The following is a 21,638-nucleotide window of genomic DNA, read 5'->3' on the forward strand; positions in this document are numbered from 1 at the left end:
CCGCCGGAGGAGCCGAACTAACCGCCGGCGCGGCTGAACCTGACCCGCCGCTCGTCCCAAACCGGCTCCCGCGTCTCGCGAACCCGCCCGTCCGCCCCGAACACCAGATACCGGTCGAAGGACTTCGCAAACCACCGGTCATGCGTGACCGCAAGCACCGTGCCCTGGAACGCCTCGAGCCCCTCCTGCAGCGCCTCCGCCGACTCCAGGTCGAGGTTGTCCGTGGGCTCGTCGAGCAACAGCGCCGTGCAGCCCTGCAGTTCGAGCAGCAGGACCTGGAACCGCGCCTGCTGGCCACCGGAGAGCCGGTCGAAGCGCTGCTCCGCCTGCCCCGTGAGCTCGTAACGCCGCAGCCGTGACATCGCCGCGCCACGGTCCTTCGCGTGCTCACGCCAGAGAATGTCGAGCAGCGTACGGTCGAACAGCTCGGGGTGCGCATGCGTCTGCGCGAAGTGCCCGGGCACCACCCGCGCACCGAGCTTCCACTCGCCTGCGTGCCGGACGTCGTCGCCCGCGAGCAGCCGCAGGAAGTGGGACTTGCCCGAGCCGTTGGAGCCGAGGACCGCGACCCGCTCGCCGTAGAAGACCTCCAGGTCGAAGGGTTTCATCAGGCCGGTGAGCTCGAGCTGCTTGCAGGTGACGGCCCGCACCCCGGTGCGGCCGCCGTGCAGCCGCATGGTGATCTCCTGCTTTCGCGGCGGCTCCGGCGGCGGGCCGGCCTCCTCGAACTTCCTCAGCCGGGTCTTCGCCGCCTGATAGCGGGACGCCATCTCGTCGCTGCGCGCGGCGTACTGCTGCATGTCCAGAACCAGCCGCTTGAGCTGGGCGTGCTTCTCGTCCCAGCGCCGACGCAGTTCCTCGAAGCGCGCGAACCGCTCCTGCCGCGCCTCGTGGTACGTCGCGAAGCCGCCGCCGTGCACCCAGACGTCGGAGCCCGCCGGGCTCGGCTCGACGCTGACGATCTTCTCCGCCGCCCGCGCGAGGAGTTCGCGGTCGTGCGAGACGAACAGGACGGTCTTGCGGGTCTCGGCGAGCCGCTCCTCGAGCCAGCGCTTCCCCGGTACGTCCAGGTAGTTGTCCGGTTCGTCGAGCAGCAGGACCTGGTCGGTGCCGCGCAGCAGCGACTCCAGTACGAGGCGCTTCTGCTCACCCCCGCTGAGCGTGCGCACCTCGCGCCACTGGGCCTTCTCGTACGGGATGCCGAGGGCCGCCGTGGTGCACATGTCCCAGAGCGTCTCGGCCTCGTACCCGCGCGCCTCGGCCCAATCGGCAAGCGCCTGGGCGTACTTGAGCTGGGCCGCTTCGTCGTCGACCGTCATGATCAGGTGCTCGGCGGCGTCCACGGCCTCGGCGGCCTGCCGGATGCGGGGCGGTGCCACCGAGACGAGCAGGTCCCGCACGGTGGTCTCGTCCCGCACCGAGCCGACGAACTGCGGCATCACACCGAGGCCACCGCCGACGGTGACGGTGCCGCCGTGCGGCTGCAGCTCGCCGGCGAGCAGGCGCAGCAGGGTCGTCTTGCCCGCGCCGTTCGGCCCGACCAGGGCGACCACCGCGCCCTCGCCCACCCGGAACGAGATGTCGCCGAGCAGCGGCCTCCCGTCGGGCAGGTAGTACTCGAGGTGCGCGGCTTCCAGATGTCCCATGGTTACGCATTGTCAAGGGCGGCCGTGACCGGGGCAAACGAATTCTCCTGGGCCTCCTGCCGGGCTGCTCACCGCAACCTATTGCCCGCATTATGAGATATGTATCTCACTATGCGGGTGATCGGCGTACGGTTCGTGGCACGGCCGGGCCATGGCGGTCCGGCGGAACCACGATCGACGGAGATCGCCATGCCTGAGGAGACCGCCGTGTACACGCACGGGCACCACGAGTCCGTGCTGCGCTCGCACACCTGGCGCACCGCGGCCAATTCCGCCGCGTACCTGCTCGCCGAACTGCGCCCCGACGCCACGGTCCTGGACGTCGGCTGCGGCCCGGGCACGATCACCGCGGACCTCGCCGCGCTGGTCCCGGACGGGCACGTCACCGGCGTCGAGTACGCCCCGGACATACTCGGTCAGGCACGCGCCACGGCGGCCGGCCGAGGCCTCACGAACGTCACGTTCGGCGAGGCGGACGTGCATCAACTGCCTTACGCGGAAGGGTCGTTCGATGTCGTGCATGCCCATCAGGTGCTGCAGCACGTGGGCGATCCGGTGCAGGCGCTGCGGGAGATGCGCCGGGTGGTACGGCCCGGCGGTCTGGTCGCCGTGCGCGATTCGGACTATGCGGCGATGACCTGGTATCCGCGGCCGGCCGGTCTGGACGGCTGGCTCGATCTGTACGAGCGGGTCGCGCGCACGTCCGGCGGGGAGCCGGACGCGGGGCGGATGCTCAAGTCCTGGGCCCTGCAGGCGGGTTTCGAGGACATCACCGCCACCTCGTCCACGTGGTGCTTCGCCACACCCGAGGAGCGGGAGTGGTGGAGCGAGCTGTGGGCCGACCGCACACAGCTCTCTTCGTACGCCCAGCGTGCGGTGGAGGGTGGTCACGCCACGACCGCGGAGCTCGATGCGATCGCGGCGGCGTGGCGCGAGTGGGGGGCGGCGGCGGACGGGTGGTTCTCGGTCCTCCATGGTGAAGTTCTGTGCCGCCGCCAGGGGGAGTTCTGAGTAGGGGCGAGAGCGCCCCGCTCACGCATCGTGCCGCGTCTCCGCGGTGCTCACTCAGAAGATCATGAGGCTGCCGCCACGGGAGGTCCAGGTCTGGGTCCATCCGTTGTTCGGGGCTGTCTCCCACTTGTGCCGGAGAGTGTGGTCCGTGCCGGTGGCGAAGACCTCCAGACGGCCGTCGGCGTTGCGGCCGAGTCGCGGGTCGTCGGCGAAACTTCCGCCGAGTGACGTCCAGGTACCCCAGGTGAGGTTCGAGGGCTGCTGTTCGATGCTCCAGACGGCGAGGTCGGTGCCGCGAACCAGGACACGCAGTCGGCCGTCGGCTTCCTGGAAGACGGCGGGGACTCCGATGCAACTTCCGCCGCGGTCGACCCAGTTCTCCGTCCAGCTGCCGTCGGGAGTGAGCTGCCAGATGTGTCGCAGGGTGAGGTCGGGCGCGATGGCGAAGACTTCCAGGCGACCCTCCCGATTCCTGAAGACCGCCGGGTCGGCACTCAACTCTCCACCGCGTGAGGCCCACTGGCTCCAACCGCTGTCGGGAGCGGTCTGCCAGATGTGCCACAGCGCATGGTCCCTGCCTCGCACGAAGACTTCCAGACGACCGTCGCGGTTCTGGAAGACCGCGGGGCAGCTTCGAAGAACACCGCCTCGGGAGGTCCACTCCGGGGCCCAGACGCCGTTGGGCGCGGTCTGCCAGATGTGCCAGAGGGCGTTGTCCGTGCCTCGGACAAAAACCTCCAGACGACCGTCGCGGTTCTGACGGCTTGATGTCGTAGTGGATGACCTGTGCCCGGTGCGCGGCGACCAGAGCAGCGCAGATGTCCTTTGCGATCCGCAGGGCACGGCCCACGTCCATGGGGCTCTCGTCACGAATGTGCTCCGCCAGGTCGGCACCGTCGACCTGCTCCATGACCAGGAACCACAGGTCCCCCTGGATCCCTCGGTCGTACAGGGCGGCCACGTTCGGATGGTTGATCTGCGCAGCGGCCACGGCCTCGCGCTCGAACCGCCGTGGCAGGTCCGCATGCGTCGCCTCGTCCAGTACCAGCGTCTTGACCGCCACATCGCGGTGCAGCATCCGGTCCCGGCCGGCCCACACCTCGCCCATCCCGCCGCGCCCGAGCCGCTTGATCAACTCGTACCGCCCCGCGATCAGGTCTCCGCGCTGCATCTGCCACCCCCGATGACCAAGCAATGCCGGCCCTCAGCGTAGGGCCACAGCGATTTGCCGAGAGCCGATCAACGAAGGTCTCCGGAAGGAGAGCCGAGAGCTTGGAAGAAGCCGAGGGCTCGGGGAGGGAGGAGGAGTGCGGGGCGGAGTTCTGGAAGCCGTGCGCTCGGCCTCCGGCCGAAGGATGTCCTCAAACTCCCCCAGACTTCGTCCGGGTGGGACCCCCGGACGGCCTGGAATTGGTGCCGGACGCACTGGAATTGGTACCGGACGGGCTGCGGGCACCGGTGGAACCTCCGGCCGAGGAGGCCGGACGATGGGGCCCCAACCCCGCAAGCGTATCCGTGAGTTCACTCGCCGAGAGAGGTGCTCCGGGGAGCCCGGGCGCGCCCGGACCCAGGCCCGCGAGGACGAGGGCGAGGGGGCGGCGCCACGCGTCGGGGCCGGCCGCTGCCGTCAGGGCCGGGACCGCGCGGCCGAGGGCCGCGAGGGTGAACAGCACGTCCTCCGTCGTCACGTCGTCACGTACCACGCCGTCCCGCCGGCCCCGCCCGAGCAACTCGTCGAGCGTCGCGGCGTTGTGGACATGGATCGCGTCCAAGGCCTCGATGCCCTGCAGTCGCGTGGTCATCAGGTCGTTGGTTCCGCGGTCGCCGGCCAGGACGGCGAACACCGCGTCGAGGTAGCCCGTGAGGCCCGACCAGACGTCAGGGTTCGCCCGAGCCTCCTCCCCCGCCGCGGTCACTCCGGCCAGTGAGTCCTCGAAGACCGCACCGATCAGGGCCGCCCGGTCCGGGAAGTGCCGGTAGAGGGTCGCATTGCCCACGACCGCGCGCCGCGCGATCAGGTCGAGCGGCGCCTCGAGGCCTTCCGAGCCGAAGATCTCGCGCGCCGCGGCGACCAGCCGCTCCCGGTTGCGGCGGGCATCGCGCCTGCGCGGCGCCGCGGCAGGACCGCCCTCAGCACCCCGTACGTCCTGCGCCATCGGCGTCCTCCTCGTCGTGACCTTGCCGACCTTGCCGGCCCTGCCGACCTTTCCGGTCCTGCCGACCTGCCGGCCCCAACCGGGGACCACTCCCCGTTCGGATGTTACCGTCGACCAAAACGGGGAGCACTCCCCATTTACGCTGGAGGCGAGCGGATGAGCAACGGGCGGACGGCCGGTACGGCTCTGGTACTGGGTGGCGGCGGCCCCGTCGGCGCGGCCTGGATGGCGGGCGTGCTCGCCGGACTCGCCGAGGCGGGCATCGAACCCTCGGACGCGGACACCGTCGTCGGGACCTCGGCCGGCGCCCTCTTCGGCACCCGCCTGCTGGCCGGCGAGTCCCCCGCCGGGCTCTACGAACGTCGGCTCACCGGCGCCGACCGGATCGTCCTGCGCGTCACCGCCGGCCAGACACTCCGCTTCCTGCTCGCCGCGCTGTCCGCGCGGGACTCCGCGCGTGCCGCGCGCCGGCTCGGCCGTGCGGCCCTGCGGGCGCGGACCGTGCCGGAGGCCGAAGTCCTGGACACGGTGGGCGAGTTCCTCAGGGGCGTACGGGAGTGGCCGGCGGGCCGGCTGCGCCTGACGGCGGTCGACGCGCTGACCGGAGGTGTGCATGCATTCGACGCGGACAGCGGGGTTCCGCTCGTCGCCGCGGTCGCCGCCGGTTGTGCCGTGCCGCTCGTCCGGCCGCCGATCACCGCGGACGGCCGCCGCCGGCTGAACGGCGGCACCCGCTCCACCACCAATCCGGTGCTCGCCGATGGCCACCGGCGGGCCCTGGTGGTGGCGCCGATCCCGTCCGCGCCGGGACCGCACCCCGGCGTACGGCAGGAGGCGGCGGCGCTCGCCGCGTCCGGTACGTCGGTCGGCCTGATCTCGCCGGACGAGCAGTCGCGCCGTGCGATGGGCCGGGATCTGACGGACTACCGACGGCAGGCCCCGGCCGCCCGCGCGGGACACCGACAGGCGATCGCCGAGGCGGCCCGGCTGCGGGAATCCCTCCGGGTCTGAGGCGAGACGACGAGCCCGAACCCGCCCGAGCCCCGCGACAGTACAAGAAGCACGCAGGCACACATCCCGCCGAGCAGCCGTACCGGAGGACTCCCATGCCCACCCCCGAAGCCCCCACCCTGCACGAACTCGCGCCGCCCGGCGTCGACTTGGCCGCCGACCCCTACCCCATCTACACCAGACTCCAAGCCGAAGGGCCCGTGCACCGTGTCCACATACCCGGCAGCGGCGACTGCTGGTACGTCGTCACCTACGACGCGGCCCGCAGCGCACTCACCGACCCGCGGCTGCGCAACGACATCCGGCACTCGGCATCCTGGGAGTCCGACGGCGGCCATGCCATCGGGCGCAACATGCTGCAGAGCGACCCACCGCAGCACACGCGGCTCCGCCGGCTCGTCGCCGGGCACTTCACCCCCGGACGGATCGCCGGGCTGCGCCCGCGGATCGAGGCCGTCACCGACGAACTGCTCGACGCACTGCCCCAGGACGGGGACGGCACGGCGGATCTCGTAGGAGGGTTCGCCCTGCCGTTGCCCGTCACGGTGATCTGCGAACTGCTCGGCGTGCCTGCCGCGGACCACGCCCTGGTCCACGCCTGGTCCAACGAACTGGTCATGCCCACCTCCCCCGAGGCCGCCGCCGCAGCCGGGGACCGGCTCACCCGGCGCCTGACCGAACTGATCGGCTTCAGCCGCGCCCACCCGGGGCCCGACACGCTGCTCGGCCGACTGGCCGCGGCCGCGGACGACTCCCCCGAACCGGCCGCCTGCGCCCGCGAATCGGAGGCCCGCCTCACCACCGAGGAACTCCTCGGCATGGTCTTCCTGCTGCTCGTCGCCGGGCACGAGACGACCGTCAATCTGATCTCGGCCACGGTGCACAGTCTGCTCGCCCACCCCGCGCAACTCGCCCGGCTCGAGGCCGACCCCGGGCTCACCGCGTCCGCCGTGGAGGAGGCCCTGCGCTACAACTCGCCGGTGCATTCGACGGCGTTCCGTTTCGCCGCCGAGCCGCTCACCCTCGCCGGCACCCCGATTCCGGCGGGCGACGCGGTGCTCGTCTCGCTCGCCGCGGCCTCTCGCGACCCACGACGGCACCCCCGACCGCACGAGTTCGACATCACCCGGCGCCCCGGCCACCTCGGCTTCGGCCATGGCACGCACCACTGCCTCGGCGCGCCCCTCGCCCGCGCCGAGGCCACGATCGCCGTGCGCCGCCTCCTGACCCGCCACCCGGGCCTGGAACCGGCCGTCGACCCCGCCGCACTCACCTGGCGCACCAGCACCCTGCTCCGCGGCCTGACCGCACTGCCCGTACGCCTCGCTCCGGCTCCCGTACGCCCCGCCCGGGACCGTTTCTGACGTAGCGTCACCAGCTCTCAGGGCAACGGGAAATCGCGGGCCACTGTCGACCGATACACCCTGCCGCAACGCCAGTTGGGACGAACAGGGTCCGGCGCCGGCGCACGGGGGTGCCGGACCGCGTCGCCCGGCGTCAGGTGCCGGCCGCCGCCGGGTCGTCCGCGAAGGAGTAGCCCGCGCGAGGTCCGGTCAAGTCGATGCGTACGTGGGGTTGTTGGCCGCCCGTGCGGTCCACGAGCTCCACGAACGCCTCGCTGGACTGCCGCGGCACGAGATAGCTGGCGTCGAGCACTCGGGCCCCGCGGCCGGCCGCCGGGTCGACGGCGCGGGTGCGGGTGGCATCCGCATGCCGGGCGAGCAGGGCGTGCAGTCGCTCGCCGAACGCCCGGGCGGCCGCCGTCCGTTCGCCCTCGGCACTCCTTCCAGTTGTGAACTCGCCTGCCGGCGCGTCGAGTTGGGCGGTGACACCCCATTCGACGCGGCCGTCGAGCCGGTCCAGCGCATCCCGCAGACGTGCACCGTCGGCTTCGAGCAGTGCGCGGACACCGCTGTCGTCGGGCAGCACAGTGCCGATCGGCAGCGGTACGGGGCTGGTGACGGTGGTCAGTGCGTCGATCACCGAGCGGTGGGCGCGGGTGAGTTCGTCCCGCGCCCCGGGATCGGCGGGCAGGTGGCGGGCGGGCGGGCCCGTGCCCTGGTGACCGGCGGTCTGCACGAGGTCGGCCGGGCCCGGGGACGTCAGCGGCGTGCCGGCGAAGTCGTGCCCGGTGCGCAACTCGGCCGCGGCGAAGGCCCGCCGGGGCACCGCACTGACCACGGCGACCAGACCACCGTGCCGCAGCGTCCGCACCGGCGCGCCGGTGACACCGCTCAACTCGGCCTGCAGAGGAGCCTCGAACGGCCTGCACACGGCATACAGATAGCGCAGCTCGTCGCCCATGTCCCGCTACTCCTCGCCCTAGGGCCTGTCTTCAAACTGCCGACGGAGCGCAGGGTGGCCGCTCCGGCCGCCCCTGCCCCCAGTGCGTTCCCCGCGGGCGGCTCGGCGATGCATCGGACGGGCACGGGGTTGACGGCAGTGGTCGCGCGGGCGTCGTCGCCTTCCCGGTCCGCCGAAACGATCACGCGTCCGGGCTGCGCCAACTAGGCTCGCGGCCATGGAGATTCTGGGAACGACACTGCGCATCTGCGTCGATGACCTGGACGCTTCGGTCGCGTTCTACGAACGACTCGCGGGCGCCCAGGCACACCGGTTCGACCGGGGCGGCGTGTCCGTGGCCGCTGTCGGCTGCTTTCTGCTGATGAGCGGTCCGGCCGCGGAGATCGATGTGCTGCGCAAGGTGGCGGCGACGATCGCGGTGGCGGACATCGACGAGGCCGGCGCGGTGCTCAGCGCCTCGGGTGCGCAGATCGTCGCGGGCCCGGTCGCGACTCCGGCCGGGCGCACCCTGATCGCGCTGCACCCGGACGGCTCGGTCTTCGAGTACGCCGACCGCAAGGCCGGGGCCTGAGCGGTCCGACCGCCGGGGCGGGACGGGTCAGCCGTGCGGAAGGATCACCGCGCGGCCGTTGATCCTGCCCTCGTGCAGCCGCTCGTAGACCTGCGGCGCCTCGTCGATCCCGTATGTCTCCACGTGTACGTCGACCGCTCCGGACCGCGCCAGGTCGAGCACCTCGTACAGCTCGGAGCGGCTGCCCCAGTACGGTGCGCGCACCGCGGCGTCGTACGGCGTCACCCCGAAGCCGACCAGGGCCGCGCCGCCGCCGATGCCCACGATGGTGATGTCGCTCTCCACGGCGGCGCAGGCCGTCGCGATGGCCACCGTCGGTGAGGCGCCCACGAAGTCGAAGACGGCCTCCGCGCCACGGCCGCCGGTGATGCGGCGGATCTCGTCCGCCGCGCCCTCGTCCGACAGCAGGGTCTCGTGCGCGCCGACCTGTCCGGCGAGCTCGAGCTTCTCCTCCGTGACGTCGAGGGCGACCACCCGGGACGGGGCGAGGGCGCGCAGCAGCTGGATGGCGACGTGCCCGAGCCCGCCGGTGCCGATGACGACGGCGGTACTGCCGGGCACCAGCTTGGGCAGGGCGCCCTTGACCGCGTGGTACGGGGTGAGTCCGGCGTCCGTGAGGGGCACCGACTGCACGGCGTCGAGCCCGTCGAGCGGCACCAGGTGCCGGGCGTCGTCGACGATCATGTACTCGGCGAGCGCTCCGGGCGCGCCCAGGCCCGGCGGCCGGATGCCCAGGTCCGCGGCGCGCGGACAGTAGTTCTCCTTGCCCTGTGCGCAGGTCGGGCAGGCGCCGCAGCCCCATGGTCCGTAGACCGCGTACGTACCGCCCTCGGTGATGCCCCGGACGCCGGCGCCGAGGGCCTCGACGATGCCCGCGCCCTCGTGACCGAGGGTGAGCGGCAGCGGGAAGGGCAGTTGATCGGCGGTCCAGCTCATCACGGCGATGTCCGAGTGGCAGACACCGGCGGCCGTGACCTTCAGCAGGATCTGTCCCGGGCCCGGCTCCGGGACCGGCACCTCCACGACCTCGGGCGTCCCTCCGACGGTCCGGTACTGAACGGCCTTCATGACGTGCTCCTCGTGGTGAAGACAGCAGACGTACGGGTGCCCCGCGCCGGTCATCGAAGTCGCCCGGCGCGCCGCTCAGCTGCGGCGTCGCGCGAAGTACGCCCCGCAGAGCGCGCCGATGAGGCCGGTGATCAGGAGCGCGCTCCACAGCGGCATGGTGACCTCGGGGATGATCAGGCGGATCTTGGTGTGTCTGGTGTTCTCGAAGATGAAGACGAGACCGAGCACACCGAGTGCGGCGACGCCGATACGGGTGGGAGTGAAGAGGGTCGACGTGCGTCCGCCCTCGCCGGCGCTGCTCTTCGTGGAGCTCTTGGGACTCATAGGGGCCGCCCTTCCGCCGCGACGCAGCCCGATGGCTGCCCATCCTCTGCTCCAGGATGGGCAGCCGCCGGACATCCCGCACGGCGGACCGGCACGGCCCCGGTGTCATCACGGCGGCGGCGCCGGCGGACTGCGCCGTTCGAGTGACACGCGGGCCGTGCCGGGCGCCGTGGCCCCGGCGAAGATCGGACAGACGCTAGCCCTGGTTCACCACCGGCAGCCGCAGCACTCCGGTGTCCGAGGGTTTGCTGGTGACCGTGACGGGCTTGATGCCCTTGTTGCCGTAGTACGCGTCGTCGCTGGCGGCGACCACGAACTGCAGCCGGTGCCCCTTGGCGTACCGGTGCACGACGCCCGGCAGCTGCACCGTGAAGGGCTCGGTCACATCGGGCACCCTCGCCGGTGCCACGAGCCGGTGGACCAGCGTCTTCCTGCCGTCCGGGCCGATGTCGTAGAGCTTGGCGAAGAGCACCAGCTTGTCGGCGGCGTCGCCGGAGTTCTGGACCCGTTCGGTCTTCGGCGAGTGGACCTGCAGGGTGGCCTCGGGTGCGCCGACCACGTCGGTGTCCTCGGTGAGCGGCTCGCTGGTCCAGTCGAGGTGAGTGCCCTCGGCGTCGCGCGGCGCCGGATCGGGCAGGCCGATGAGGCCGGCGAGCGAGCTCTCCGAGTGGCTGGTGGGCAGGAGCCGATTGCGGTACTCGCGGGCGCCGCGTGCGACCTTGCTGCGGTCGTCGACGAGTTTGCCGTCGCCGGACAGATAGAGGCTGCGGTTGCGGGCCGGCACGTCATCGGCGGTCGCGTACGCCGAGTCCGCGGGCTGCCAGTCGCGGTAGTACGCGAAGCCGGGCCCGGTGTCCGCGTTCTCGTCGCCGCGCAGATACTTCTCGAACCAGTCCAGGATCCGCCGTCCGGTGTACGAGGTCTCCAAGTTGCCCTCGCCGAGGTTGAGTTCACCGGAGGCGGGGTCGGTGAGGCCGCCGCTGTGGCCCCAGGACTGCCAGATCATGCGGACGGTGGTGCCCTGCTCCTTCAGCGTCCGGTAGGTGGCCTCGGCCTCGTTGAGGTTGAAGAGCGTGTCGGCCTGTCCCTGGACGAGCAGGGTCGGCGCCTCCACCCGGTCCAGGTACGAGACGGGGGACACGCTGCGGGCGTAGTCGAGCATCTGCCGGGTGCGGTCCTCGGGGTAACGGCCGCTGTCGAGCAGGCGCTTGGTCTCGCAGGCTCCAGCGACGAAGTGCAGACAGCCGGCGCCGCCCAGGCGGGACGGGTCGAGGCTCGGGTTGAGGAGTCCCTGCGCCTCACCCATCAGGAAGAAGCCGTTGGCCCACTGCAGTTTGTACGCGCCCGGTGTGTCGGAGGAGACACCGGTGTGCTGGGCGGCGTTGTTCGGGTCCAGCGAGTACGCCAGGTCGTTCCAGGTGATCATCGGGACCAGGGCGTCCACGCGGTGATCCCGTGCGGCGGTGGCCAGTTGGATGGCACCGCCGTACGATCCGCCGATCATGCCGACGCGCGGGTCGCCGGCGGCGTCCTGGGTGACGTAGTCGACCTCGGTTCCGTCGTCGGCGGCCCGGCTGCCGGCGAGGAAGTCGACGAGCCCCGAGGCGGCCCGGCCGTCGATGTCCGGGGAGTCGAGCGAGATGGGGCAGCCGGTCTTGCCGAAGCCGAGGCCGGAGTAGGCGAGGGCGACGTACCCGCGGGCGGCGAAGGCCTTCGCCGAGGCGTCGGTGGAGCCGTCCGCCTTGCTGCCGCCGAAGCCGTTGGTGGTGAGCACGGCGGGCGCGGGATGCTCGCGGTCGACGCCGGCCGGGCGGTAGAGGTCCGCCTCCACGGTGCAGGTGGTGCCGCCCGCGTCCACGGTGAACTCCAGGGCGGTGACGGTGAATTCACCCGAACCCGGGTCGGCCGCGGCGGCCGGAGCGGCCGCGATGAGGGGCGCCACGAGCGCGGCGCCGAGTGCCGCGCCCAGCGGTTTGCGGACACGGGACGGGACGCCGCTGCGGGCGGCGGACGAGGCTGAGGACACGCGGAAACCTCCACACCGAGATTTTCTTACCAACTGGTAAGTCTGGAGCCGCGCCCATGCTGTGGCACCCGTCGTACAGCGGTCAACGGTCGTGCGCGATGTTTGTCGAACGAGATGCGGGATGTACGCTGACCGGCGGCGGGCACCGGCAACCCGGCAGTACGCCAAGGGAGTTCACCACCGTGGGGGGGGGCCGGGGAACGTGGACCTGACCAAGAACGAGCAGCTCGGACGGCTGGAACGCACCTGGCGCAGCCGCCGCGGCAAAGCGCTCCTGATCTGCCTGGGTGTCACACCACCGCTGGCCACGGGGGTACTGCTCGGCGCGGGTCTGCGCTGGTGGGCCGCCGCGGCACTGGCCCTCACGGCGCTCATCTGGCTGCTCACCCTGACTCTCACCCTGCGAGCCCTGAACGGCCGCGACATCCGCTCCACCCGCACCTGGCAGTACAGCACCACAGCGCTCTGCGCCTTCCTGCTCCTGACCTCCGCGATCAACCTGACCGACGGCAACTGGCTGTCCGCATCCGGCCCACTGGCCTGCACCGCCACGATCCTGACGCTGAAGAGCCAGTACCGCCGCGGACGGCGGCAGCGGTCCGCCTGACGCCCGCCTGCCGGGTCACCCGTCCGACGGGCCCGCAACCGGCGCGACGAAATTCCATAGTCGTCGACGCCCCGGATACAGCACCCTGTCCCCATGCCCGCACCCACCGCCTCCTCCCCGTTCACCCCCGGCCTCGAACTCTCCCGGCGCTTCTACCGGGAGGCCGTGCTCCCCCTCGTCGAGGCCGAGGTGCCTGGTGTCGTCCACTGCGCCGCACGGCTCGGCGGCGGCTCAGAGGTGCTCGGCTTCGACACCCCGCGCTCCGCCGACCACGAGTGGGGTCCGCGCCTGCAACTGTTCCTGTCCGCCCCTGATCTGGACCGTCACGGCGCCCGCATCGACAACGCACTGGCCGAAGGACTGCCGAAGACCTTCCACGGGCACCCGACCCATTTCGCGACCACGGGCGACGGCGAAATCGGCGTGATGGCAGAGACGGACGGGCCAGTACGCCACCGAGTGGAGATCAGCACTCCCGGCCGCTGGTTCATCGAGCAGCTCGGCTTCGACCCGGTAGCCGGCCCCACGACCGCAGACTGGCTGTCGACCCCCACCCAGCGGCTCGCCGAGGTCACGTCGGGTGCGGTCTTCCACGACGGGCTCGGGACCGTGTCGTCCGCGCGGGCCGCGCTGGCACGCTACCCGCGTGACGTCTGGCTGTACGTGCTCGCCTGTCAGTGGCAGCGGATCTCCCAGGAGGAGGCGTTCGTCGGACGCTGCGGCGAGGTGGGCGACGAGCTGGGCTCGGCGGTGGTGGCCGCCCGCCTGGTGCGCGACCTGATGCGGCTCGGCATCTTGATGGACCGTCACCATCCGCCGTACAGCAAGTGGTTGGGCAGCGCCTTCGCGCGGACGGCCGTGGCATCGGAGCTCACCGGGCACCTGACAGCGACCCTCGCCGCGACCACGCACGAGGTACGGGAGCAACAGCTGGCCCGGGCGTACGAGACGATCGCAGTCGCACACAATCGGCTGGGCGTCACCGACCCGGTCGACCCGCACACCCGCCCATACCACAGCCGTCCGTACCGCGTGTTGCACGCCGAGCGCTTCGCTGCCGCGCTGGTGTCCCGTATCGAGGACCCGGCGGTGCGAGCGCTGCCGCCGACCGGCGCGGTCGACCAGTTCGTGGACAGCACTGACATCCTGGCCCATCCGGAACGAGCCCGCGCGGTGGTGAACGCCCTCCGCACGAGTGGGAGTTGACCGCCGCCGACGGTCACCGCAGCGCCGGTACCTCGTACCTGAGCGTCGAGCGGTTTGCGTCTGTGGTGAGGGTGGCCGGGAGGCCGAAGGGGAGGGTGCGGGGGGCGTCGGCGTGGCCGAAACCGAACTCCTCGGCCACCGGGACGCCGAGGTCCGAGAGGCGGTCGCGGAGCACCGCTCTGACGTCGCGGTACGGGCCGCAGTCCACCCAGGAGCCGAGCAGTACGCCGCGTACGCCCTCCAGCCAGCCGGAGCGCAGGAGTTGGGTCAGGCAGCGGTCAAGTCGGTAGTCCTCCTCGTCCACGTCCTCGATGCACAGCAGACCGCCGCCGGCGGACGGCCGGGCGTGCGGGGTGCCGAGGTCGGAGGAGAGCAGGGAGAGGCAGCCGCCGAGTACGACTCCCCTCGCCCGGCCGGGAATCAGCGCCCGTCCCGCCTCGTGGGTCAGGACGCTCTCCGGCTCGAAGAGGGTGGCCCGCAGGTGCTCCTGGGTCGCGGGTGTCTTGATGAAGTCACGGACCGCGACCATCGGTCCGTGCAGGGTGGCGACACCGGCTCGCACCGCGAACGCCTCGTGCAGGGCGGTGATGTCGCTGTAGCCGAGGAAGACCTTGGGGCCCGCGGCCCGCACCGCCGCCCAGTCGACCAGGTCCACCATGCGCTGTGCGCCGTACCCGCCGCGGGCGCAGAACACGGCGTCGACCGCCGGGTCGCACCAGGCATTCTGCAGGTCCGCGGCGCGATCGGCGTCCGAGCCTGCCAGATAGCCGAACTCCCGGTGCCCGGCGAGGACATGGGGCGCGACGGTGACCTCGAGTCCCCAGCCGCGCAGGATGTCGAGGCCGGCCTGCAGCAGGTCCTCGGGCACGGGTCCGCTCGGTGCGACCACGGCGACCCGCGCACCGGGTGCGAGCCGGGGCGCCCGCCGCAGGCCCGCGTCGGGCACGGCCCCGGATCCCGCGGTCACTTGGTCAGTTCCAGCGTCGGCACGCCCGCCGCCTTCAGGCCGAACACCTGGGCGTACAGGGAGAGTTCGGACTCGAGTGCGCGGATCATGGTGTCCGCGCGCCGGAATCCGTGGCCCTCGCCCTCGAAGGCGATGTACGCGTGCGGGACGTTCCGCCCGGCCATCCGGGCCAGGAAGCGTTCGCACTGAGCGGGCGGGCAGATCACGTCGTCGAGTCCCTGCAGGAGCAGGAAGGGCGCGGTGATCCGGTCCGCATGCTCGACCGGCGAGCGGTCCCGGTAGCGACCGGGCACCGCGTCGATCGGGCCGATCAGCGAGTGCAGGTACTCGGACTCGAAGTCGTGGGTCTCGCCGGTGGCCCAGCCGGTCAGGTCGAGGATGGGGTAGATGACGGTGCCGCAGGCGTACAGGTCGGTGGTGGCGATCGAGGCGGCCGCGGTCCAGCCGCCGGCGCTGCCGCCGCGGATCGCGAGCCGGTCGCGGTCGGCCGTGCCCTCGTCGGCGAGTGCGCGGGCGACGGAGGCGCAGTCCTCCACGTCGACGACGCCCCACTGTTCCCGGAGTCGCTCCCGGTAGGCGCGGCCGTATCCGGTGGAGCCGCCGTAGTTCACCTCTGCGACGCCGATGCCGCGGGAGGTGAAGTAGGCGATCTCCAGGTCGAGTACGAGCGGTGCGCGGCCGGTCGGTCCGCCGTGTGCCCATACGACGAAGGGCGGGAGTTCGCCGTCGGGCGCCCGGTGGCCGGGGTGGTGGGGCGGATAGATGTGCGCATGGATCTCGCGCCCGTCCGGGCCCTCGAAGGTCCGGATCAGCGGCTCCGGATAGTAGGCCGGGTCCACGGGGTCGTCGTGCTCGGCGCCGATCACCCGGGCGCGGCCCACTGCGGTGTCGAGTTCCACGACCTCGTAGGCGCTGCGCGGGCTGGCCGCCACGGACACCACGCGGCTGCCGTGCACGGAGAGGGCGGGTGACCATTCTGTCCACGGTCCCGCGGTGTCGACGAGTTCGCCGGTCTCCGGGTCGAGCACGGCGAGCGCGGTGGCGCCGACGCCGTGCACGACGGCGATCAGGCCGTTGTCGAGCGGGGCGAACCAGCGCTGGCCGATCCTCCACAGTGCTCCGGCGAATTCCTCGTCGCGGACGCAGAGCGGTTCGGTCCCGCGCCGTTGGTCGGCCCGGTAGAGGTTCCACCAGCCGGTGCGGTCGGAGGCGTAGAGCAGGGAGCCGTCCGCGGCCCATTCGACCTGGGCGATGGACTCGGTGGGGCCACCGGCCGCGGTCCGCTGCTCGCCGAAGGTGCCCTCGTCGGTGACATCGGCGAGGATCAACTCCGTGCCGTCCCACGGCATGTGCGGGTGGTCCCAGGCGATCCAGGCGGCACGCCGGCCGTCGGGGCTCGGCCGTGGCCCGGTGACGAAGCGGTGCCGTCCGTCGGACAGTTCGCGCACCGCGCCGCGGTCCTCGGCGGCGGAGCCGTCCAGGGGTACGGCGGCGACGACCCGGCGTACATCGGTGGGACCCTCGCCGGTGAACTCCTCGAGCACGCACCAGACTTCGCCCCGCTCCGGCAGCAACTGCGGGTCGGCCCAGCGCAGTCCGCCGCCGACGTCCGAGACCGGGGTGAGCGGCCGCGGTTCGGCGCCGGGCACGTCCGGCTCGTAGGCGTAGAGCCGCTGGTCGGCGTAGTGGACGAAGACGATCAGCGGCCCGCTCTCGCCGTCCCGTCCGGCCCCCGCCCAGGGCAGGCCGCCGTACTCGATGACTCTGCTGCGGACGTTCCACGGCGCCGGCAGCACGGACTCCTCGGTGCCGTCGGCGCGGCGGCGCACCAGGGCGCGCCTGCCGCCCTCGGTGGGCCGCGGCTCGGTCCACCACACCTCGTCTCCGACGTGGCCGGTGTACTCGGGCCGTCCGTCGTGCGAGGCGGCGAGCGCCGCGTCGACGGGTGACGTCCAGGCTCCGTACGACTGGGTACGCACCATGGTCCCGGGGTCCTCCTAAGCCGTGCGCAGAAAGCGGTCAAGGACCTGCACGCCGAAGTGCAGGGCGTCCACCGGGACCCGTTCGTCCACGCCGTGGAAGAGGGCCTGGTAGTCGAAGCCCTCGGGCAGCTTCAGCGGCGAGAAGCCGTACCCGGTGATGCCGAGCCGGGAGAACTGCTTGGCGTCCGTGCCGCCCGACATGCAGTACGGCACCACATGGCCCTCGGGCGCGAACTCCTCGACGGCCGCCCGCATCCGGGCGTACGTCGGCGAGTCCACCGGCGCCTGCAGGGCGACCTCGCGGTGGTGGAACACCCAGTCCACGTCGGGCCCGGTGAGCCGGTCAAGGGTCTCGTGGAATTCGTCCTCACAGCCGGGCAGGAAACGCCCGTCGACGTAGGCGACGGCCTCCCCCGGGATCACGTTGATCTTGTAACCGGCGTCCAGCATCGTGGGGTTGGCGCTGCCCCGCACCACCGGCTGGACCAGTTCGGCGGCCCGGCCCAGCTTGGCGACGAGTGCGTCCGCGTCGAAGTCCGGGGCGTGCACATCGGTCTCCACGCCGTGCAGTACGGCCAGTTCGGCCAGGGCCGCCCGCACGGTCGGGGTGAGGCGGACCGGCCACTCGTGGTCGCCGATGCGGGTGATCGCGTGGGCGAGGCGGGTGACCGCGTTCGCCCGGTTCACCTTGGATCCGTGTCCGGCCCGGCCGCGGGCGGTCAGCTTGAGCCAGCCGGTGCCGCGCTCCCCCGCCGCGATGGGGTAGAGCTGCATCCCGGGTCCGGCGTGGAAGGTGAAGGCGCCGGATTCGCTGATGCCTTCGGTGCAGCCCTCGAACAGGTCGGCGTGCTGGTCGGCGAGGAACCCCGAGCCGTCCTCGGCGCTGGCCTCCTCGTCGGCGGTGAAGGCGATCACCAGATCGCGGCGCGGGCGGACGCCGGTGCGGGCCCACTCCCGTACGACCGCGAGGATCATCGCGTCCATGTTCTTCATGTCGATGGCGCCGCGGCCCTGGACGACACCGTCCACGACATCGCCCGAGAAGGGGTCGAACTGCCAGTCCGACGCCTCGGCCGGCACCACGTCGAGGTGGCCGTGGACCAGCATGGCCTCGGCGGACGGGTCGGTGCCTTCGAGCCGGGCGACCACATTGGTGCGGCCCGGGGTGCGTTCGAGGAGCTCGGGGGTGAGCCGGGCGCCGGCCAGCTGCTCGGCCACGTACTCGGCGGCGGGGCGCTCGCGGCAGTCGCCGCCGCCCCGGTTGGTGGTGTCGATGCGGATCAGCTCGGAGGTGAACCGTACGACCTCGTCGAATGCCTCACGGTCAGCCATACTGCTCCTCCACCGCTGCCGAGACGACCGTGGTGACCGCCTTGAACGTCCGGATTCCCTCGTACATGGTGCCGCTGGTGTAGGCCACCTTCCGCTCGCCGGTGCGCGTCACGCCGGGCACCACGGTGGCCGCCATGGCCAGGTGCTCGGCGTCGAACTCCAGGGCCACGGTGTGCGGTTCGGGGACGGCCGGGGCGAAGCGTCCCGCACTGGAGACCGCGTCCTTCGCCGCGGCCCTGATGTCACGGGCGGTACGGGTGGGGGTGCGGCAGACCGCCGCGTACCGCGAGACGTGGTCCTTGACCGCGACCTTGCGCGCCTCTGGTGCGTAGCCGAGCGCGTCCTCGCAGGTCAGGTCGTCGCCGGTGACGAGCACGACGGGCACTCCGTACTCGGCGACCACCAGGGAGTTGAGCAGGCCCTCGCTGGCGCGGGTGTCGTCGACCCAGACTCCGGTGATCTGGTTGGCGAGATAGGTGTGGGCGAGGACGCCCTCCATGCCGGCACCCGTGTGGTAGCCGACGAAGGCGATGCCGTCCACGTCGCCGTGCTGCACGCCCTCGACCATGCTGAGCGACTTGTGGCGGCCGGTGAGCATCTCGGCGCGCTCGTCGAGCTGTTCGAGGAGCAGATTGCGCATCGTCCAGTGCGCCTCGTTGATGAGGACCTCGTCGGCGCCGCCGTCGAAGAATCCCTGCACGGCCGCGTTCACATCGGAGGTGAACAGGGTGCGGCAGCGCTCCCACTGCGGTGTTCCGGGCAGCACGTCGGCCGGCCAGGTCACGCCCGAGGCGCCCTCCATGTCGGCGCTGATGAGGATCTTCATCCGCATCACGGTACGCGCCGGTCAAGGCGCAGGCCAGAGCCTCCGCCACCGGCAGAGGTCCATACCTCTGACGCAGTTTTCCCGGGCTCTGGCCCGCCGCCGGCAGCCGTCATACTCGCCCGTTCACTCAACTCCTCGGTCAGCGCAGCGACTTGAAGTCCTCGCCGACCACGAGGGTCACGGCTCCCGTGGTCGCATCGGCGGAGACCTCCGCGGCGGCACCCGGCAGGCGCGACTTCAGGACCTGCGCCTGGGCCCGCTGGTCGGCCGGGTAGCTGACGCGGGTCTTCGACTCGGTGTCGGGCGTGTTGCCGGTGCCGGTGACCGTGTAGCCCGCCTGCCGGAGTTCCTCGGCGGCGCGGCCGGCCAGGCCGCCGCGGTCGGTGCCGTTGAGCACCCGGACGCGTACGTCGCGCGCGTGCAGCGCGTTCTTCGCCTCGCCGGCCAGTCGCTTCTCGTCCACCTCCTCGTCCTCGGCCAGGGAGGTGAACAGGCGGGCGGCGCTCGGGTACTGCCAGACCACGTTGGCCCGGTCGGAGGGGATGTCCAGCTCCCTGGGGTAGTTCGGCACGGTGAGGAAGGTCAGCCGGTCCTCGGGGACGCCCTTGAGTTCGGTGGCGAGTCCCGCGAGCGGCCTGACCCCGGCGAGGGAGCGGTCGGTGGTCAGCGATCCGGTGGCGGCCTTCAGGAAGTCGTAGAGCTCGCCGGGGCTGGTCAGCTTCTGCTTGGCCCGGTCGGCGAGCGCCCCCATGAACTCCTGCTGGCGGCCGATCCGGCTGATGTCCGAGCCGTCCCCGACGCTGTAGCGGGTACGGACATAGCCCAGCGCGTCCTCGTCCTTGACGGTCTGACAGCCCGCCTCCAGGTCGAGATGGGCCTTCTTGTCGTGGATCGCCTGCTCCGGACAGACCTCGATACCGCCGAGGGCGTTGACCATGCCCTTGAAGCCCTGGAAGTCGACGGACATGAAGTGGTCGATACGCAGGCCGGTGTTCTGTTCCACCGCCCGGATCGTGCAGGCCGCCGCGCTCGCGACCTCGCCGGTGGCGCCGCCGATCGCGAAGGCCTCGTTGATCTTGAAGTGGTGGGCCTCCGACCGCGTGCCGTCGCCCTTGTCGCAGGCCGGAATCTCCACCCAGGAGTCGCGCGGGAAGGAGACCACGGTGGCCCATTTCCGGTCCGCCGCGATGTGCACCACCATCAAGGTGTCCGACTGCATGGTCGTCAGGCCCTTGCCGTACTCGCTGTTGTCGCCGTCCCGGCTGTCGGAGCCGACGACCAGGATGTTCTTGGAGCCGGGACTGAGCTTCTCGGGACGGCCGTCGCCGACCTTGCCGTCGATGTCGGCCGCGCCGATGCTCCCGTCGAGGTCCTGGTACACCCAGGCGCCGACGCCGGCCACGGCGAGTATCAGTACGGAGAAGGCGCCCGCGATCCACAGCAGGATCCGGCCCCGCCGCGTCCGCTGCCCGCGCCGCGCGCGCCCGGTGGGCCGCGCCTGTCGACCGTTTCCCCGCTGCCCCACCCTGTTGCCCTTCAGCACCCGGCCGTACCCGGCCCGTTGACCCTCGGATTCTCCGTGGCGGATGATCCGCGGCACGGGAGTGGCACTCTACACACGTGTAGAAGCTGACGTCAGGCCTGTAGAGGCTGACGTCAGTCCTGCAGAAGCCGGGCGTCAGCCACGTAGAAGCCGGCGCGTCAGTGCAGTACGCAACGATGGTCGCGCAGGGCGGGCGCGTGCCGCCATCCACGCGCGGCCCGTACACCCGCCCGTGTCACCCTCCGATACTCACGGCCGTGCGGCGTCCACCTCAGCCCGCGCGCCCCACCACCAGCCAGGTCGAGGGCAGCTCGATGCGGGTGCCGTCCGGGGTGAAGTCGGTGGTGGTGAGGGTCAGTTCACCCCGGGCGACGATGTCGAGGCCGGCGCCCCGGAAACAGGCGGGCAGTTCGGCGTCGCTGACCTCGGCCGGGGCGATGCCGTGGCTGAGCACCGGCGCGAGCTTCGGCGGCGGACCGGCAGGTCCCTTGGCGTGTCCCATCAGCACCGGCCCTGCGGCCTCGGCGAGTTCGGTGACGAAGGCGCGGCCGCGGTCGCCGATCAGGGCCGCGATGCCCTCGGCGAGCGGCCCGCGGTCGGCGGGCTCGCTCTGGTGCAGCACGCCGCGCATGTAGACGTTGACGTCGCCGAGCTCCGCGTGCAGTTGCCCGACCTCGCCGGGCTCCACCGCGTCCAGCTGCCGGTAGTCGGCCAGGCCGGCCGCATCGGCCGTACGGGCGTGCTCGACGGCGGCGGCGGACAGGTCGACACCCACGACCCGCGGGAAGCGGCCGGCCAGGAAGCGGGTCTGTGTGCCGTTCCCGCAGCCGAGATCGACCAGGGGCAGGCCGGGAGTGGTCAAGTGCGGTTCGTACAGGGCGAGATGGGGGCCGGAGGTCAGGGCCGGCTCGGAGTCCCAGAAGACCTCGCCCTCCTCCTGGGGGGCGTCGCTCCAGAACGACTCCCAGGCCTCGCGGTACCGCGTCGTCACACTCATGATCAGCTCCCCACCTCGACCGTGGGCTTCGGTCTACCCTCCGGCGGGCACCCGGGCAAGG

The 21,638-nt window shown here is 71.9% G+C and carries 19 protein-coding genes and 1 pseudogene; 6 read left to right on the plus strand and 14 right to left on the minus strand.

The annotated features are described in order from the left end of the window. Positions 1-17: 17 nt before the first annotated feature. Entirely contained in the window at positions 18-1,646 is a 1,629-nt protein-coding gene (locus DY218_RS15510; RefSeq protein ID WP_128556610.1) for an ATP-binding cassette domain-containing protein, read from the minus strand. A gap of 189 nt (positions 1,647-1,835) precedes the next feature. Between DY218_RS15510 and DY218_RS15515 the strand changes: the two genes are divergently transcribed. Then, the gene (locus DY218_RS15515) at positions 1,836-2,657 is read left to right on the plus strand and encodes a class I SAM-dependent methyltransferase (RefSeq protein ID WP_128556611.1); all 822 of its coding nucleotides are present in this window, start codon (positions 1,836-1,838) and stop codon (positions 2,655-2,657) included. 54 nt (positions 2,658-2,711) lie between these two features. On the opposite strand, the gene DY218_RS15520 is transcribed toward DY218_RS15515, so the two are convergent. The 3 genes and pseudogenes from DY218_RS15520 to DY218_RS15530 form a co-directional block, all read right to left on the minus strand. Further along, positions 2,712-3,242 carry a hypothetical protein gene (locus tag DY218_RS15520; RefSeq protein WP_128556612.1) on the minus strand — a complete coding sequence of 177 codons (531 nt, stop codon included), beginning with the start codon at positions 3,240-3,242 and terminating at the stop codon, positions 2,712-2,714. A 232-nt stretch (positions 3,243-3,474) separates the two neighbouring features. Beyond that, positions 3,475-3,828, minus strand: a pseudogene (locus tag DY218_RS35845) (protein kinase domain-containing protein); the annotation flags it as partial. Positions 3,829-4,018: 190 nt separating this feature from the next. Next, positions 4,019-4,813, minus strand: coding sequence for a TetR/AcrR family transcriptional regulator (locus tag DY218_RS15530; RefSeq protein ID WP_128556613.1), 795 nt, complete (start codon positions 4,811-4,813; stop codon positions 4,019-4,021). A 156-nt stretch (positions 4,814-4,969) separates the two neighbouring features. Here DY218_RS15530 and DY218_RS15535 point away from each other — a divergent pair, with 156 nt between their 5' ends. Together DY218_RS15535 and DY218_RS15540 are read left to right on the plus strand one after the other, a co-directional pair. After that, positions 4,970-5,824, plus strand: coding sequence for a patatin-like phospholipase family protein (locus DY218_RS15535; protein WP_128556614.1), 855 nt, complete (start codon positions 4,970-4,972; stop codon positions 5,822-5,824). Positions 5,825-5,919: 95 nt separating this feature from the next. Next, positions 5,920-7,188 carry a cytochrome P450 family protein gene (locus DY218_RS15540; RefSeq protein WP_128556615.1) on the plus strand — a complete coding sequence of 423 codons (1,269 nt, stop codon included), beginning with the start codon at positions 5,920-5,922 and terminating at the stop codon, positions 7,186-7,188. A 133-nt stretch (positions 7,189-7,321) separates the two neighbouring features. Here the strand turns inward: DY218_RS15540 and DY218_RS15545 are convergent, their stop codons facing one another. Then, positions 7,322-8,128, minus strand: coding sequence for a GvpL/GvpF family gas vesicle protein (locus tag DY218_RS15545; RefSeq protein ID WP_128556616.1), 807 nt, complete (start codon positions 8,126-8,128; stop codon positions 7,322-7,324). A 217-nt stretch (positions 8,129-8,345) separates the two neighbouring features. Between DY218_RS15545 and DY218_RS15550 the strand changes: the two genes are divergently transcribed. Next, a complete protein-coding gene (locus DY218_RS15550) occupies positions 8,346-8,699 on the plus strand; it encodes a VOC family protein (RefSeq protein ID WP_128556617.1) in 354 nt (117 codons plus the stop codon). Between the two features lie 27 nt (positions 8,700-8,726). On the opposite strand, the gene DY218_RS15555 is transcribed toward DY218_RS15550, so the two are convergent. The 3 genes from DY218_RS15555 to DY218_RS15565 all read right to left on the minus strand — a co-directional run bounded on the left by DY218_RS15555 (position 8,727) and on the right by DY218_RS15565 (position 12,117). Further along, the gene (locus tag DY218_RS15555; RefSeq protein WP_128556618.1) at positions 8,727-9,767 is read right to left on the minus strand and encodes an NAD(P)-dependent alcohol dehydrogenase; all 1,041 of its coding nucleotides are present in this window, start codon (positions 9,765-9,767) and stop codon (positions 8,727-8,729) included. A gap of 75 nt (positions 9,768-9,842) precedes the next feature. After that, positions 9,843-10,091: a LapA family protein gene (locus DY218_RS15560; protein WP_128556619.1), complete on the minus strand. Its 249-nt coding sequence runs from the start codon at positions 10,089-10,091 to the stop codon at positions 9,843-9,845. A gap of 196 nt (positions 10,092-10,287) precedes the next feature. Then, the gene (locus DY218_RS15565; RefSeq protein ID WP_128556620.1) at positions 10,288-12,117 is read right to left on the minus strand and encodes a CocE/NonD family hydrolase; all 1,830 of its coding nucleotides are present in this window, start codon (positions 12,115-12,117) and stop codon (positions 10,288-10,290) included. Positions 12,118-12,319: 202 nt separating this feature from the next. On the opposite strand from DY218_RS15565, the gene DY218_RS15570 reads away from it, so the two are divergent. Next, positions 12,320-12,724: a hypothetical protein gene (locus DY218_RS15570; RefSeq protein WP_128556621.1), complete on the plus strand. Its 405-nt coding sequence runs from the start codon at positions 12,320-12,322 to the stop codon at positions 12,722-12,724. Positions 12,725-12,817: 93 nt separating this feature from the next. Continuing rightward, positions 12,818-13,930: a DUF4037 domain-containing protein gene (locus DY218_RS15575; protein WP_128556622.1), complete on the plus strand. Its 1,113-nt coding sequence runs from the start codon at positions 12,818-12,820 to the stop codon at positions 13,928-13,930. Positions 13,931-13,943: 13 nt separating this feature from the next. Here the strand turns inward: DY218_RS15575 and DY218_RS15580 are convergent, their stop codons facing one another. The 6 genes from DY218_RS15580 to DY218_RS15605 all read right to left on the minus strand — a co-directional run bounded on the left by DY218_RS15580 (position 13,944) and on the right by DY218_RS15605 (position 21,577). Next, entirely contained in the window at positions 13,944-14,897 is a 954-nt protein-coding gene (locus DY218_RS15580; RefSeq protein ID WP_233521616.1) for a S66 peptidase family protein, read from the minus strand. Next, positions 14,894-16,879, minus strand: coding sequence for a S9 family peptidase (locus DY218_RS15585; RefSeq protein ID WP_128556623.1), 1,986 nt, complete (start codon positions 16,877-16,879; stop codon positions 14,894-14,896). The genes DY218_RS15580 and DY218_RS15585 overlap by 4 nt, the downstream gene beginning before the upstream one ends. Positions 16,880-16,894: 15 nt before the next feature. Next, positions 16,895-18,211 (minus strand): M20/M25/M40 family metallo-hydrolase, encoded by a 1,317-nt coding sequence (locus tag DY218_RS15590; RefSeq protein ID WP_128556624.1) that lies wholly within the window; start codon positions 18,209-18,211, stop codon positions 16,895-16,897. Next, a complete protein-coding gene (locus DY218_RS15595) occupies positions 18,204-19,037 on the minus strand; it encodes a M55 family metallopeptidase (RefSeq protein WP_128556625.1) in 834 nt (277 codons plus the stop codon). The genes DY218_RS15590 and DY218_RS15595 overlap by 8 nt, the downstream gene beginning before the upstream one ends. 139 nt (positions 19,038-19,176) lie before the next feature. After that, positions 19,177-20,562, minus strand: coding sequence for an LCP family protein (locus DY218_RS15600; protein WP_456341171.1), 1,386 nt, complete (start codon positions 20,560-20,562; stop codon positions 19,177-19,179). A gap of 289 nt (positions 20,563-20,851) precedes the next feature. Further along, positions 20,852-21,577, minus strand: coding sequence for a class I SAM-dependent methyltransferase (locus DY218_RS15605; protein ID WP_128556626.1), 726 nt, complete (start codon positions 21,575-21,577; stop codon positions 20,852-20,854). Positions 21,578-21,638 lie beyond the last annotated feature (61 nt).

The organism is Streptomyces triticagri (assembly GCF_003429565.1).
GTDB lineage: Bacteria > Actinomycetota > Actinomycetes > Streptomycetales > Streptomycetaceae > Streptomyces > Streptomyces triticagri.

What these genes read in the sequence shown, in the direction of transcription:
- DY218_RS15545 (WP_128556616.1), bottom strand. Translation starts at nt 8,128, where the DNA reads ATGGGCGACGAGCTGCGCTATCTGTATGCCGTGTGCAGGCCGTTCGAG.
- DY218_RS15585 (WP_128556623.1), bottom strand. Translation starts at nt 16,879, where the DNA reads ATGGTGCGTACCCAGTCGTACGGAGCCTGGACGTCACCCGTCGACGCG.
- DY218_RS15555 (WP_128556618.1), bottom strand. Translation starts at nt 9,767, where the DNA reads ATGAAGGCCGTTCAGTACCGGACCGTCGGAGGGACGCCCGAGGTCGTG.
- DY218_RS15590 (WP_128556624.1), bottom strand. Translation starts at nt 18,211, where the DNA reads ATGGCTGACCGTGAGGCATTCGACGAGGTCGTACGGTTCACCTCCGAG.
- DY218_RS15605 (WP_128556626.1), bottom strand. Translation starts at nt 21,577, where the DNA reads ATGAGTGTGACGACGCGGTACCGCGAGGCCTGGGAGTCGTTCTGGAGC.
- DY218_RS15575 (WP_128556622.1), top strand. Translation starts at nt 12,818, where the DNA reads ATGCCCGCACCCACCGCCTCCTCCCCGTTCACCCCCGGCCTCGAACTC.
- DY218_RS15550 (WP_128556617.1), top strand. Translation starts at nt 8,346, where the DNA reads ATGGAGATTCTGGGAACGACACTGCGCATCTGCGTCGATGACCTGGAC.
- DY218_RS15540 (WP_128556615.1), top strand. Translation starts at nt 5,920, where the DNA reads ATGCCCACCCCCGAAGCCCCCACCCTGCACGAACTCGCGCCGCCCGGC.
- DY218_RS15515 (WP_128556611.1), top strand. Translation starts at nt 1,836, where the DNA reads ATGCCTGAGGAGACCGCCGTGTACACGCACGGGCACCACGAGTCCGTG.
- DY218_RS15535 (WP_128556614.1), top strand. Translation starts at nt 4,970, where the DNA reads ATGAGCAACGGGCGGACGGCCGGTACGGCTCTGGTACTGGGTGGCGGC.
- DY218_RS15510 (WP_128556610.1), bottom strand. Translation starts at nt 1,646, where the DNA reads ATGGGACATCTGGAAGCCGCGCACCTCGAGTACTACCTGCCCGACGGG.
- DY218_RS15560 (WP_128556619.1), bottom strand. Translation starts at nt 10,091, where the DNA reads ATGAGTCCCAAGAGCTCCACGAAGAGCAGCGCCGGCGAGGGCGGACGC.
- DY218_RS15595 (WP_128556625.1), bottom strand. Translation starts at nt 19,037, where the DNA reads ATGAAGATCCTCATCAGCGCCGACATGGAGGGCGCCTCGGGCGTGACC.
- DY218_RS15530 (WP_128556613.1), bottom strand. Translation starts at nt 4,813, where the DNA reads ATGGCGCAGGACGTACGGGGTGCTGAGGGCGGTCCTGCCGCGGCGCCG.